The sequence below is a fragment of the Dictyobacter alpinus genome (genome assembly GCF_003967575.1).
Lineage (GTDB): Bacteria > Chloroflexota > Ktedonobacteria > Ktedonobacterales > Ktedonobacteraceae > Dictyobacter > Dictyobacter alpinus.
On sequence record NZ_BIFT01000001.1, the window covers coordinates 1,898,324 to 1,913,089 of the forward strand.

Sequence of the window (14,766 nt, forward strand, 5' to 3'; positions counted from 1 at the left end):
CGACCGCCACGCCATACTCTATCAAAGTATTTATTGTAAAGCTTTGGCACGAGCCCAGAGTGCTTCCCATTCAGGGGTGCTATACGAAGTCAGAGGACGTTCCTCCTCACGAGCCAGTTCTTCCATGGTCTGGAAACGCTGGCGGAACTTGCGATTTGCCAGCCGTAAGGCCTCCTCGGCATCGATTTTCAGGAAACGCGCCAGCTTGGCCACCATAAAGAGCACATCCCCGATCTCCTCTAGCTGCTCATCAGGAGAGGTCGCCTGTTTGATCTCCTCGAGCTCCTCCTCCAATTTAGCATAGACATCCTGTAACGAGGTAAACTCAAAGCCGGTCTTAACCACACGCTTCTGGTATTCCTGTGCCACCATCAAAGCCGGCGTCGCCTGTGGCACGCGATCCAGCACACTTTCGTTTTTCACATCCACGCCCGCTGAGGCCCGCTCCTGCTTCTTGATCTCTTCCCAGTTCTGCACCACCTGCCCGGCATTGTCCACTTCGACATTACCAAAGATGTGGGGGTGGCGACGAATCAACTTGGCATTGACATGCTCATAGACATCCCCAAGCGTAAACTCATCGGCCTGACGCGCCACCTCTGAGTGTAGATACACCTGCAACAACAGATCACCTAACTCTTCAGCCAGCTTATCCATATTGTGTTCTTCCAGCGCCTCCACCACCTCATAGGTCTCCTCAATCACATAGCGCTTTAAACTATCGTGCGTCTGCTGACGATCCCAGGGACATCCATCGGGCTCTCGACGCAGGCGCATGGTGATATAACGCAGTGTCTCCGGTAAGCGCAAGGCGGAAAGCTCAGTGACCGGTGGAACATAGAGGGTACTCAGATGATTGGCAAAATTGTTACGATCCAGTTCATAAAGGGGCATCTCAATCACGGCCTCGTCCTCTCCCACACCGGCGGCGCGCACCAACTTGACCGGCCATTCATCGGGATAGCACTCGCCCAGGGCCAGTTTGACCTCGCTGGCCAGCCGACGATTATAGACCTGTACAATCATCAAAGGAATGGTCGGAATAATTTTACCGGCAACCTCATCTATATGTGTGATAGCCAGATTGGTCGCATCGATAATCTGTGCCCCTACCTCAAATGGATCCAGTGCCAGCAAATTACAGACTGGCTCAATAAAAGAAAGGCCGGAGACGATACGTGTAGAGAGACCACGTTGACGGGCCAGCTCAAGTACTAATTGTACAGAGGTCTCACCAACCAGGGGATGACCAGGAACCACATAAATGATCGGCTGCTGGCTGGCTAAATTACAGACCTCTGTCGCGATTTGTTGATAGAGAGAGCTCCAATCATCGGACTCGTCATAGAGTCTATCGAAAGACTCTATCCGTAATTTAGGTAGATCTTGCTTTAATGGCTCTACTGTAGGATGAATAATCGTGCGGAAATAAACCATCTGTTCATTAGCGGCGGCTTGCGCAAGTATTCGATAGGCTTCCAGGGTTACATCTTGCATGCTACCTGGGCCAAGGCCAACAACAGTAATAGCTGAAACAGGTGTAATCGTCATAGAAAAAAAAGTCCTCTCCCACACACCACCTTCCCGGTGACCGTGGGGTAAAATATCTTTAATAAGAGAATGCAAAGAGCATAGCATTGTCGAATGTGAAGCAACGTGCTATGCTATTTTACGACAACATAACAGCAATGGTTGCTTATTCATTAGAATGAGCACGACAAGGAGGTTCTCAATGGCGTCCGCTGAAAGCCAAAAACCCACTTGCCCGGTTTGTAACCAGACAGACCAGGTAAAAACAATGCAAGCAGCTTATAATTCTGGTGTGGCACGTTGTGCACCACCGGATATGCCTACTCGTAATGTTTCCATGATGAAACCGATTGTTATTTGCGGCGTACTGGTTGGTATTTGTATCTTTCTGATTATTACACTGATTGGTGGTATGGAAAGTGGACTTAACCAGTTCGTTCAGTTAGGTCTGGTTGTAGTGACACTCTGCTTTATCGTGGGATCACTGGTCACTTCCTATCTCGCCTTCCAACGTATCGTACGTGGAGACGATGAAACCACTGTCCTCTTTCCAGCCTGGGACAAAGCTACCGCACAATGGAAGAGCCTGTCATATTGTTCTCGCGATGATATCGTTTTTGATCCAAAGACGAATAGCAAGGTTTCAGACCAGCAGTTAGCCGAACTGCGTGCCAGCGCCACTCATCAGATCAAAAGCGAACTGCAGGCCGCCGTTCAACATTAATTATTCCGCTATCATACAATATGGTCTTAAAAAAACCTGTGTGCATGGAGCAGTATCATCGCTAGCTCCATGCACATAATTGAAAAGCAGAGGATCGATTAGCGGTCCTCTGCTTTTTTCTATGTCCTGACAGATGCTACAAGTCAAGGAAACGGCGTTGCTGGCGTGGACGTTTCGTCTGTAATGAACTTTTGCGTTTCTGTAAGAAGAAGCGACGGCGTTGTGGCGTCTGCTTATCCCTGAAACTCAGGATCCCTCTATTCTTCAGGATCCCTCTATTCTTAATGAAGCGTAACCTTTTCTGATTGCGATTCGAGCGCCGCACACGCTGAAAGGTCTTGGATGTATTTTTACCTACCGTTACGATCCGTCCTTCAAGTACAAAGGGAAGCACCACATCCGCTACGGCGGGGGCCGCCAGCATTGGCGCGCTGTGGTTGGCAGGAATTACCACATCCTGCGGTCCCAGATGACGTGGACGAGCAATCAAGGCATCGCGTCCACCCCAGATGAAGAGTGTGGGGATCGAGGGAACATAAAAAGGTGTTCGTCCCTGGCCGGGCATCTCACATAATGAGCGCACCAGAATGTCTAGCGGCTGCAATTCAATTTCGTTTTTCCATACATAGGTATAGTCATGCCTTTGGCCATTAAAGCCAAATGTACGCACCAGACTGTGGAGCCGCCAATCTGAGAAGACCCATTGCATCAAGCTAGGGGAGTGTGGCGCATCCAATAGGCGAAGAAACACGGCCCAGATTTCAAGAATGTAGGTTGGGCATAGAAAAATAGCATGACTTACCGATTGTGGATACCGCTTTACATACGCTTCGGCCGCACGTGTACCAGATGAATACGCCAGCATCGCCCACTTCTCAATCCCTAAAAATCGGCGCACCTCCTCGATAGCTTCGGCGCAGACCTGATAGTATGGTTCATGCCCGGTAATGTCGGATGAGCCTCCCAGACCTGGCAATTCAATCATAATCAATTGAAAGTGCGGTTTGAGTAACGGGGCTAGATTTTGCCAGATCGCATAGGTCACGCCCCAACCGTGAATGAGGAGGAGAGGCGGTCCACTTCCTTCAAGTCGGTAACGTAGCATAGGTTCCGTTCTTTCGCTCCCATCAAAGTGCCGGATCGGCACAGTCCAATGATCTACTACTTACGATATTCCTTTTGCTACCTATCATATCACCTCAAGACGATGGCATATATGTGGTATTTAAAAGTATATCATTATTGTAAGGAACTACGCATATTCCTTTAGACAGGTAGCGAAAGGTTGAGCGAATTATGTCTAACGGTAATAGCGTGTATCAGTTTTAGCTTGTCGATCTGCGTTATGCAGATGGTGTGAACATAAATTATTTTACCATAGCGCAGCACGGGTGCCAAGCAGGACATCTGTTTACGCGCTTTCTCCTTCCATTTTTTTGCAAGCACACCTATGAGTAGAAGATCAGAGGCCCAATTCATTTCACATCAAGGGTGTTGCCTGGAACGGAGAAACTAAATCGTGTTGAAGCAACCAAACCATGAGGCGAAGAGACGGCAACCCGCAAGGGGATTGCCGTCTCTTCGCCTCACGTCAAGGTCTCTGAGCATGTCCATGATGGTATTGTTGCAAAAAAAGACTCTGTTGGCGAATGGCAAAACGGGCACAAAAAAACCCTTTTTTGGCACTCCATAACAGGCAAAAGACTCACATGATACCGAATTGCATATGGCGGGCTACATTTTTACCCGTAATACCATTGGCCAACAGAGTTAAAAAATGAATGGCACCCCACCTCCTGCTTCAACAAGCAATTTTTTGGAACAAAAGCTCAAAACCGGGGTGCAGGGGCGGAGCGCCCTGCCGGGGGTGCGGGGGTGTCCCCCGAAAAACCCCTTTTTTTTCTTTTGTGCGCCGCCTACGGCGGCGCGCGAGGGAAGAAGAGAAACGAGGGGACACCCCTCGAACCCCGGCAAGGGGCCGGCTGCCCCTTGCAACCCCGCTTCTCAGGCGCATTGAGAAAAAGAGAACACCCGTTCTTAAAAATCGGGGTGACTCATGTGATGGTCAGGCAGACAAAAATATGCTATAGTCGGGAGGAAAAACATAACTCTGCAAAGGCTTTTTGCGGGGGGAAGAATATTGGGTAGGAGATCATGCGTACAATTTTGATTCTGACATCAAAAACTGGGGGCGGCCATGTAAGTCTGGCGGAGGCTTTACGCGATCGCTTAACAGAGGATGCCAATATAGAAATTTTGGATCCGCAATCTAGCTTTTTTCACTGGCACTATAGGTGGGTTAGCCGCTATGCTCTCTGGCTCTGGTCGGCAGAATTTCAGCTTACAGATGCTCCCTGGAGGGCATTGGTCGCTCATCGTATTTTTACTCCATTAGTGGCAAAAAATTTACGGGCGGCTATTCAGCGCTTACAGCCGGACATGATCATTACGACCTATCCTTTTTTGACGTATGAAGTGATGCAAACGTTGGCTGGCGCTAAACTTACTACGCCGTTTGTGATGCTCTTCACGGATCCTAAAGCGTTACATGCTTCATGGTTGACGGAGAAACGGGCCGCCGCTACGCTGGCACCAACACGGGAAACGTATGCATTGGCGACTGAGGCTGGCTTTGCGGCAGAGCGCTTATATCAGGTTGGCTGGCCTGTCAGGACACAATTTATTACGCAGGCGCAGCAGGCAAACGCGACTACACGCGCTGAAGTGTTGCGAAAATTTGGCCTGGATCCTGACTATTTCACGGTTTTCTTACAAGGAGGCGGTGAGGGGGCCGCCCAATTTGGGGAGACGGTAGAACGTTTGCTTAGCGCCGATGCAAGGCTGCAAATTATCCTGGCAACCGGTACGAATCGCACGCTACAGGCTCGCTTCCAGCATGTAAAGAATGTGTATCCACTGCCATTTACTAAAGAGATCGCTATCCCGATGGCGGCCGCAGATGTGATTATGGGAAAAGCGGGCCCAAATATGCTTTTTGAAGCGGTGACCCTGGGAAAACCATTTATCGCGACGACATTTATTCCGGGACAGGAAGAAGATAATTTACAGTTTATCCGCCAGCACGAATTGGGCTGGGTGACACTGACCCTCAATGAGCAGTATACGCTGCTACAAAAGCTGGTACAGCAGCCGGCGATACTTGAACAGATGAAGCAAACGGTGGCCACCTATCAGCATTGGAATACTGCACAGACAGATGCAATTGTACCTATCTTGCAACAACTGCTCTCAGATGGTGATGGCGGCCAACAAAAACCGTAATCAGTGTCTGCGCGTTAACGCGAGTTACCAAGGAGAGAGCGAGCGATCACTACGCGCTGGATCTGGTTGGTGCCCTCAAAAATTTGTGAGACTTTGATATCACGCATATAACGCTCAACTGGATAATCCCGTACATAGCCAGCTCCTCCCAGTACCTGGACGGCGTTGGTAGTGACCTCCATGGCCATGTCGGTAGCGAAGCATTTAGCCATTGAAGCATGCATACTCGCGGGCTCACCCTGGTCCATTTTATAGGCAGCCTCATAGACCAGCAGGCGGGCTGCCTCGATCTTCATGGCCATATCGGCCAGCATAAATTGGATGCCCTGGAAGACGCTGATGGACTTGCCGAACTGTTCGCGCTCACGGGCATAGGTACAGGCAACATCAAAGGCGGCCTGGGCCACGCCTACCGCAATCGCGCCAACATTGACACGTCCACCATCGAGGGCTGAGAGGGCTAGCTTAAAGCCACCACCTTCTTCTCCAATACATTGATCGTAAGGCACAAAACAATTCTCAAACAGGAGTTCACGAGTAGGTGAGGAATGCAGGCCCATCTTACGCTCACGCTTCCCAAATGAGAAGCCTTCGCTCCCCTTCTCTACGACAAAGCTGGTAATACCAGCGGGGCTACGCGCCATCAACAGATAAATATCGGCCTCGCCACCATTGGTGACCCACATTTTGGCTCCATTAATGAGATAGCCACCCTCTTGAGGCGTTGCCTGACACTGTAAACTGGCCGCATCCGAACCTGAGCCAGCTTCGCTCAATGAAAAGGCCCCTAAGATCTCGCCGGCCGCCAGCCGTGGCAGCCAGCGCTTTTGCTGCTCAGCAGAAGCAAAGCGTGCCAGCGTTCCCGTGACCATATTATGGACACCCAGGCCTACCGCCGTCGCCATATCGCCTCGAGCCAGTTCCTCATAGACCAGGGCACAGGACTGGCGATCCAGCATAATTCCACCATGCTCCTCTGGGATCGTCATACCCATCAAGCCCAGTTCAGCCATCTTGCCAAATACTTCACGTGGAAAATATTCCTGCTCATCCCAGCGCTCAGCATGGGGTGTAATCTCTTGCGCAGTAAAGCGACGTACCGTGTCGCGAATATCCGTTTGCTCTTCATTGAGATCGAATTTCATGATAAATGCTCCTTAACAACATACTCGATAAAAGCGCACATCCATAGCAATATCATATGTTGAAAGGGGCGGTAAAGCAAGAGCGCAATGGGGACAGAGGTATTATTGAGCCTGCCAGACCTGGATGGTGCGATCAACTCCTGCCGAAGCAACTTTACTGCCGTCAGGTGACCAGGCCAGACTCATAATATAACCGGTATGGCCATGATAGATATAGGTCTCTTTCTTCTGGGCGACATTCCACAAATGGACCAGTTTATCGTTGCCTGCGATGGCCAGATGCTGACCTGAAGGGGACCAGGACAGGGTATTTTTGAGGGTAGCATTATCAATATTTAAAGCCGTCGAGAAATAATTTGATTGGATATTAATCAGGCGTACCTGATGATCACTGGAGGTAGCGGCCAGGTAACGATTGTCCGGCGACCAGGCCAGGTCCAGGATATTGCCACTATAGCCATTCAGCATCTTCTGACCGTTAGAGATGGAGAAAAGAGCCGTAAAAAAGGAGCGCTTCTGTTGGATCTTGACTGGATCCCAGATACGTACGACGTGATCATTACCCCCCGATGTGACGACACGGCTATCCGGCGACCAGGACACGGTAAGAACTGGCGCGGTATGCTCGCGATAGGCCGCAGAGACCGTGTGGTCGGCTTTTGTGGCCTGCCATACCAGGACCTGCTTGTCATCCCCTCCAGAGGCCAGCCATTGGCCATCTGGCGACCAGGATAGAGCATTGACCGGGGCAGTATGCTGATCAAAGATATATTCAGTCCTCCCAGTAAGGGGAAGCCACAGGCGCACGGTTTTATCATCGGACGCTGAGACGATCAACTGGCTATCGGGCGACCAGCAGACATCATTAATGCGACCAGAGTGTCCTTTATAGGTAAAAAGATGATTACCGTTCGTCGCATCCCAGATCTGAACCGTTTTATCATAGCTGGCCGAAGCCAGATATTTACCATTCGGCGACCACGAGAGCGCGGTGATACGGGTCGCATGGCCCATACACACATAGAGCATATTCGCCTGTGGATAAATCTGTGGCGGTCCTGTGCGCTTAGAGCGTTTTCCGGGTGGCGTTTTAGGCGCCTTCGGAGTTGCCTGATAGCCGGCCGGTGGATACGAGGCGGTAGCGGCTACCGACTTCGGAGGCAAAGGAGCTAACGTGGCCGAAGTGAAAGATGGCGAGTTGCCATTCACCCCCAGCCGTGGTAATGTCTGGCCCATTGTATACTGCATCGTTACCTGCTGTAGCTCCTGCCGTACCTGAGTCACTGAGGCTGGCCGCTTCGTTATATCCACATTGACCATACTCATCACCAGCGTCTCCAGGTCACGCAGGCGCTCGTCACGTAGATGGATCTGCGAAAACTGGAAAGGGGTCTCGGATGGATCCTCTCCTGTCAATAACTGATGCAGTGTCGCCCCCAGGCTATAGATATCCGCGCGCTCAGTCGTCTGAGACTTGCCATATTGTTCTGGAGGAGCATAGCCATAGGATCCCAGCGCGGTCGTGTCTTTTTCCTGGCCGGGAGTAAAGTTGCGCGCGATACCGAAATCGATCAGATAGACATGGCCGGTCGAGATGATCATAATATTAGCCGGCTTTAAATCGCGAAAAATGATCGGGGGCTTGCGCGTATGCAGATAATCCAATACAGAGCAGAGTTGCAGCGCGATATCCAGGATCTTTTCCACTGGCAGCTTTGCACCCCCCAGACGCTTCAAACGATCTTCCAGGGTCTCACCATCAATGAAATCCATCACCAGGTAGGAGCGACCATTTTCCATGAATTGATCATAGATACGCGGCAGATTGGGATGGGTCAGTCCAGCCAGTAGCAACGCTTCACGGTTAAAAGAGGCCAGCGCCTCCTCAAGTTCTTTCGGATTCAATGAGCTCTGGCTCATCTCTTTGACCGCCACCAGCCGATTGCCGAATTTCAGATCGGACGCCTTGTAGACCGCGCCAAATCCGCCACGGCCCGCCTGGCTCATGATCAGATACTGCTGCTTCAATAGTGACTGCGTATTGAGAAAGCCAGTTAAAGTGGAGCTTAGCGTCGAGTCAGTTGCAAGGCGCAATGAACGACCACAAGCCCGGCAGAACTGAGCTTGCTCGCGATTCGCGGCACCACAATGATCACAAAATAATTGAGCAGAAAGCGACATCCAACTCCCAAACGAAACACTGTATTAAGACGTTGATCCCCAATACATGCCAGCATACACCTCTGGCAGCATAACGCATATATACTATACGCAGGACAGAGAGAATTGTAGTAAAACATTTTCATGATCCGCCGTGGGGATACTGCAATAGGTACAGTAGTACAAACGCAAGAGTATTGTCAAGAGGATGTAAATAACTCCTCTATAGTCGCATTCTTCAGGAACCTAGATAATCAGGAAATCCTCTTTTTGTCCGGTGGTCCAGAGTACAAATTGATAGAGGGCAAAAAGCTCTAGCGCAAATGGCAGATAGCCCAGATACCCTAGCAGGGGCATCTCAAAAACCTTTAAGAAACCAACATAGGGAATCGTATAATACCATTTTGGTAGCGAAAAATAATTCCACATTTCCCAGAAGAAGCCACAGAAAAGGGCGCCGAGCGGCACAATGAAAAAATGCCAATCGCGCACCATCAGATGCGCCAGTGCCGATTTACGTCCCAGCACATTATTCAATGGATCCAATAAAAAGATCAGGCTAAGCCAGATCAGGCCAAAGCAATAACGCGGAAAAATCCAGGGCAGGACAAAGCAGAATAACCCGAGTACCTCCAGTCCTAAAAAAGCTGGTATCGACAGGCGTGGTCCTGGCTCATAAGGAGAAAGGCGAGGACGTAGCAGTTTAAAGGTAAAGAGAAACTCGGTAGTCTCAAAGACAGCTGGTAGAACCGTACTAAAGTTTAAACTGGCCAGTACGGCATACAACCATGGGCTATACGGTTGATCGAGGATATAATGCCAGTTACCAACCGGTATATTTAAGACCTCAAAGAGCCACCAGAAGAAACTGGAGGCGACAAATAGCAGGCTAAAGCGCCAGCGCATACGCGTAAGTAATGAGGTGCCATGACGCACAAAGACCAGGGCATCCATAAACAAGATATAGCCTAGCCAGAGAGGGAAAAACATATAGCGTCCAAATGGCTCTATGTGCAGCCATGAACTGATCCAGGCAAATAAACATAACAGCAAAGCCAGCCAGCCATACCGGGGAAAAGGTTGCGCGTATCTAAAATATTTGGTGGTTTCGTCCATGTAATCCTCCTTTTGATACTCGAGAAACGCAAGCATCAACACCGCAACACCGATCAGCAACAATAGTTAGCTAATCGCCTACCACTTCGTATAAAACGCCAGAACCATGCAGTTCGTAGATTCGCTGGAGAAAACATTTCCCAAAAAATGAAAATTCCAATACACAATAAAAGCACACGTGTTCAAGGGGAGAATAATAAACTTAGCTATTTTCATTGACCATCGTCTGGATCTGTGAGGTGATTTGCTGTAAATCGCCATGCATATAAATGCCATCAGGAATAAGCTGCTCGGGATGAGGAAAATGCATGAAAGCCTGGCCCCCAAAAATAAAAGCGGGCGGCTTATCTGGCAACTGCTGCAACTGGCGCCCCAACCCGATCAAAGCGGGCATATAAGCCGGCAACGTCAAAGAGATACAGACCACAACAGGTCTGAGCTTCTTCACCGTATGCATTAATCCTGTGGTCTCAATACTTTGTCCTAGATACACCACACGCATACCGTGGCGGCGCAAAAACAGTGAGAGCATCAACATAGAGAGCTCATGAGGCTCGCCAGGGGCACAGCAGGTCAACACAATTGGTCCGGTTAAAGGACTACGTGTCACATGAAACATATTCGTCAATACGGCACGAAAAAAATTGCTCGCAAAATGCTCAACCGAGACCGTCAGCTCACCTTCAGCCCAGAGCCGCCCGATATCCCAGAGGGTTGGTACAATCAGATTACTGCACACCTGCTCAACTGAATAAAAAGATAACATCGTACCCATCAAGACATGGGCGGCCTGTTCATCCATATCCCGAAAGATGTCAATCAATTGTTTACGCGATAGCTCCATTGCATATTGAATTGGATAAGGATTTGTCGAAAGCAATTGAGAATCAGATAAAAACACGTGCTCCTGTAAAGAGGGTGTGGCACTATCCAGTTCAGATTGTTTGGGAGAATCTATTGTCACCTGAAACGTCGAGGATGGAGCTATATCGAAATAAAAATCATTGCCTTCCTCAACGTCAGTTGAGGAAGGCTGCTTCTGGGCCTCTAGATGGCGAAATAAGGCTACCGCATGGCTAATGGACACGCCACTATCCACACGCTCTTTTAGCCAGCGAATCAGAGCGATATCCCGCTCAGAGTAGAGACGATACGCGTTATTCGCCCGCTCAGGTACCAAAAGCGAATAGCGCCGTTCCCACGCACGTAGAGTAGGGGCTGGTACACCAGTTTGCTGTACCACTGCTTTCGTATTAAAAGCAGGCTGCTCCGAAAATTGCTCCAGGTGGGGCCACTCGATCGATCCATCATAGGTGGTCATACACATCTCCGATTATGCAAGCAAAGATTTATAGAGCCAGATTGCCATGCTGGCTAAATGAGATAGGAGAGATACGTCTGTTGCGCTATACGATAGCATATGATTTCAATACGAGTCCAGGCTTTGCACAGGATTTGTCGAATCTCTGCTCTCACAATATAGACGTACTTATTTCAGCTATCGGGTATGACGGGCAAGCAAACAGACTATTGCAACGTTGCTCTCCCTACGCGCAAGCCTGAGGTGATTATCCAGTAATTATTGAATAAAGCGTAACCGGGGTGCAGGGGCGGAGCGCCCTGCCGGGGGTGCTGACTTTTTATCACATTTTTAGTCGTCGAATCGTGGGAGTAGAAAAGCCACGATTCTTGGTACGCATGCCATTGGAATAGCCAAGAACGAAGAGAAAGGAGAAGGTGATGTTGTCCCCAGCAATCTTGTTGTCGTCTCAGCAGTGGGCCCAAGCAACCTTTGGCTCGGTCCAACTGGGCGATCCACGTCGTGTGAAGCGTGCCGTCGATCTTGCGTTTCATCTGGCGCAGAATCCACAAGCGTCTCTGCCTGGTGTATTGAACCCAGCGGCTTTGCAAGCGTCCTATCGATTTGTGCATTCGTCGCATACCTCGTATGAACGTCTGGTTGCCCCCCATTGGGAGCACACACGACAAGCCTGCCACCAGCATCGGCAAGTCTTGTTGATTCAGGATACCACGGAGATGGATTACCAGGCTCATCCTACGACACGTGGACTGGGACCCATTGGAAATGGAACGCATCACGGCTTTCTGTTGCAAAGCGTCCTGGCTGTTGTCCCCCAGCATGATCAGTTGTTGGGATTGGCTCATCAAGAACCCTTTTTGCGCCAGCCAGCCCCTGAGAAAGAGAGCAAACAGCAACGCTGGAAACGCGAACGGGAATCGGAGGTATGGGAACGTAGTGTGCTCACACTGGGCTCGCCTCCTGTTGGCTGTCAATGGATTCATGTGGGCGACCGCTACAGTGACATCTTTTCGTTCATGCGCCAATGCCGAGAGCAGGGGTGTGATTTTCTCGTCCGGGCCTATGAAGATCGCTGTATTGATCTGTTGGTGGAACAGGGGGAGGCACCTGTGCCTCCACGATCGCATCATCATCGTAGCCCAACGCTGCATTTGCTGGAGATGGTCAAGCAGATGCCTATTCGATCGAGCATGTGGATGGAGCTCAAGTGTAGCCAGAAACACCCGACCCGCAAGGTCCTTTTGGCAGTGAGTTGGCAGTGTGTGCGTCTGTTGCCTCCCCGCACCCGGGAAGCCAACCAGTGGCGTCCGCTGGTGATCTGGGTGATCCGCGCATGGGAACCTGATCCCCCGGAAGGGGTTGAAGCCTTGGACTGGATCTTGTTGAGCTCGATTCCCACCACCACAGCCACTCAGGCTCAAGAACGGGTCGCGTGGTATCGCAGGCGTTGGATTGTTGAGGACTATCACCAAGGTCTCAAAACGGGATGCCATATGGAAGAACGAGAGATTCGAGATTACGAGGGATTGCGAACATTGTTGGGCATCATTGCCCCCATTGCCGTGCGCTTGTTGCAATTGCGCGTGCTTTCGCGTCAATGTCCTGACGAGTTGGCGCGGGTAGTGATACCCACTGACATTGTGCTGGTGGTGGCTCATTTGAGTGGGCATCCAGCACAAACCATGACAGTGCGGCAATGCTGGCATGGCATTGCACGTCAAGGTGGCTACTTGGGTCGCAAAGGCGATGGTCCACCCGGATGGAAAACCTTGTGGCTGGGATGGATGTATATCCAGAACGTGTTGCAGGGAGTGCAACTCGCCTCCCTCCTTTCGAATCAACTAGATTTGTGATAAAAAGTCAGCCGGGGGTGCGGGGGTGTCCCCCGAAAAAAACCTTTTTCCCCTTTTGCGGGAGAAGAGGAGAAACGAGGGGACACCCCTCGAACCCCGGCAAGGGGCTAGCTGCCCCTTGCAACCCCGCGTCTCAGGCGCATTGAGGAGAATCAAACGCCAGTTCTTCAAATTCGGGGTAACTCATGCCAAACACATTGGAAATAAGCCCGGACGTTGAGGTATTATCGCTGGAAGCTTATCTGGTAATTGAGGGTACCACGATAGGTATCACCAGGATTTAATTCGAGGAGATGAGCCATTTTTTTGCCCTCTTCCCCTTGATTATGAAGATTAATCGCATCGGTCGAGCAGGTCTGATGCTCAAGACAGAAAAAAGGATCCTGCGCCGTGGCGGTATAGATTACGGTATGGGTAAAATCGTCGGTCGTGGAGATGCGCAATTGTATCCCTTGTTGCCGATAATCGATGACAGCAGGCACACCAGGTTGTAAGTTCGTATACACATGATCCAATTTCAAAGCACCGACCGCCACAGGCTGACGTAGATCGAACATTGCATACATCGTACTATTCACATCCAGCAGCCGTCCCGTTGGCAGCAGTTCCTCATCAGCCTCCATCACTGTGGCCGCAGGAATACTGACATAGGTATCCTGTTTACCTGAGAGCAGCGAAAAATAAGGATGCAAGGCAAAACCAAAGGGTAAAACCTTCGTCCCTTTATTCTGGACCTCATATGTGATCTGTACGCCTTCGCGGGTCAGGCGGTAGGTCAAAGACAAACGGCTATCAAATGGATAGGCCGCATAGTCATGATCGCTTTCCCTGCTAATGTCAACATATGTAGTCACACTTACAGAATCAGGATGGACAACAGGCTGCTCATACTGCCATGCTCGATCAAAGACCAGACCATGAACCAGAACATAATTGCCCTGTGGACGTTTAATATCCTCCAGAGAATAGTCCTGGCCCGCAAAAGAATAGCGCCGATCACGTACACGATTAGGGAAAGGCCAGAGCACAAAATCGCCGGTAAAGCTCATCTGCTTCAGCACATCACGGTCACAATAGATAACCTCATGTTCACCAACACGAAAACGAAACAGGTTGCTTCCCAAATCAGGAGCCACGCTAATACTCATACTCTTAGCAGAATCTTGGGCATCCTCATATGAAAGTGACAAGATGATTGAAGCGAGCTCAGGGTCCTGGCTGATTTCGGCCGCAAAAGCTCCTTGTTGATGTTCTATCGTCATAGAATAATCCTCACAAATTCATTAAATTGTCGTCGAATTATCTATATCTTATCACTCTCATCCTAAGTTCAGGTTGTGTCTGGCTCCTGTGATTATATGTATAGGAACATGGCACTTGTCCACACGCGGGCACTAAAGTGCCCAGACTTCTTTTGGTGTGTTTTGTCGAATGGTGCGCGTTGCGCACCATTCGACAAAACACACTGCGTATAAAAAAGGTGCTCCCGGATGCTAAGCATTAAAAAAGGCGTTCCCTGGTGCTAAGCATTAAAAAAAGGCGCTCCCTGGTGCTAAGCATTAAAAAAAGGCGCTCCCTGATGCTAAGCATTAAAAAAAGGCGCTCCTATTTTTTCTAGGAGCACCTTTTTTAATG

Annotated in this window: 10 protein-coding genes; 3 read left to right on the forward strand and 7 right to left on the reverse strand. The window is 49.9% G+C overall.

The window, feature by feature from the left end; genetic code table 11:
- Positions 1–30: 30 nt before the first annotated feature.
- The gene (yabN, locus tag EL633_RS07435) at positions 31–1,551 is read right to left on the reverse strand and encodes a bifunctional methyltransferase/pyrophosphohydrolase YabN (RefSeq protein ID WP_161982017.1); all 1,521 of its coding nucleotides are present in this window, start codon (positions 1,549–1,551) and stop codon (positions 31–33) included.
- 181 nt (positions 1,552–1,732) lie between these two features.
- Between yabN and EL633_RS07440 the strand changes: the two genes are divergently transcribed.
- On the forward strand, positions 1,733–2,254 hold the full coding sequence (locus EL633_RS07440) for a hypothetical protein (protein WP_126626582.1): 522 nt from the start codon (positions 1,733–1,735) through the stop codon (positions 2,252–2,254).
- Between the two features lie 136 nt (positions 2,255–2,390).
- Here the strand turns inward: EL633_RS07440 and EL633_RS07445 are convergent, their stop codons facing one another.
- Positions 2,391–3,359, reverse strand: coding sequence for an alpha/beta fold hydrolase (locus tag EL633_RS07445; RefSeq protein WP_126626583.1), 969 nt, complete (start codon positions 3,357–3,359; stop codon positions 2,391–2,393).
- Between the two features lie 1,049 nt (positions 3,360–4,408).
- Between EL633_RS07445 and EL633_RS07450 the strand changes: the two genes are divergently transcribed.
- Complete coding sequence (locus EL633_RS07450; protein WP_126626584.1) at positions 4,409–5,536, forward strand: glycosyltransferase; 1,128 nt, start codon at positions 4,409–4,411, stop codon at positions 5,534–5,536.
- 14 nt (positions 5,537–5,550) lie between these two features.
- On the opposite strand, the gene EL633_RS07455 is transcribed toward EL633_RS07450, so the two are convergent.
- From EL633_RS07455 to EL633_RS07470, 4 genes are all read right to left on the reverse strand, one after another.
- Positions 5,551–6,681: an acyl-CoA dehydrogenase family protein gene (locus EL633_RS07455; RefSeq protein ID WP_126626585.1), complete on the reverse strand. Its 1,131-nt coding sequence runs from the start codon at positions 6,679–6,681 to the stop codon at positions 5,551–5,553.
- A 102-nt stretch (positions 6,682–6,783) separates the two neighbouring features.
- A complete protein-coding gene (locus EL633_RS07460) occupies positions 6,784–8,862 on the reverse strand; it encodes a serine/threonine-protein kinase (RefSeq protein ID WP_126626586.1) in 2,079 nt (692 codons plus the stop codon).
- A 225-nt stretch (positions 8,863–9,087) separates the two neighbouring features.
- Positions 9,088–9,957: a hypothetical protein gene (locus tag EL633_RS07465; RefSeq protein WP_126626587.1), complete on the reverse strand. Its 870-nt coding sequence runs from the start codon at positions 9,955–9,957 to the stop codon at positions 9,088–9,090.
- Positions 9,958–10,159: 202 nt separating this feature from the next.
- Positions 10,160–11,278 carry a MerR family transcriptional regulator gene (locus EL633_RS07470; RefSeq protein ID WP_126626588.1) on the reverse strand — a complete coding sequence of 373 codons (1,119 nt, stop codon included), beginning with the start codon at positions 11,276–11,278 and terminating at the stop codon, positions 10,160–10,162.
- A 419-nt stretch (positions 11,279–11,697) separates the two neighbouring features.
- On the opposite strand from EL633_RS07470, the gene EL633_RS07475 reads away from it, so the two are divergent.
- Positions 11,698–13,131, forward strand: a complete 1,434-nt coding sequence (locus EL633_RS07475) for an IS4 family transposase (protein ID WP_126625851.1) — start codon at positions 11,698–11,700, stop codon at positions 13,129–13,131.
- A 224-nt stretch (positions 13,132–13,355) separates the two neighbouring features.
- Here the strand turns inward: EL633_RS07475 and EL633_RS07480 are convergent, their stop codons facing one another.
- Positions 13,356–14,393, reverse strand: coding sequence for an aldose 1-epimerase (locus EL633_RS07480; protein ID WP_126626589.1), 1,038 nt, complete (start codon positions 14,391–14,393; stop codon positions 13,356–13,358).
- Positions 14,394–14,766 lie beyond the last annotated feature (373 nt).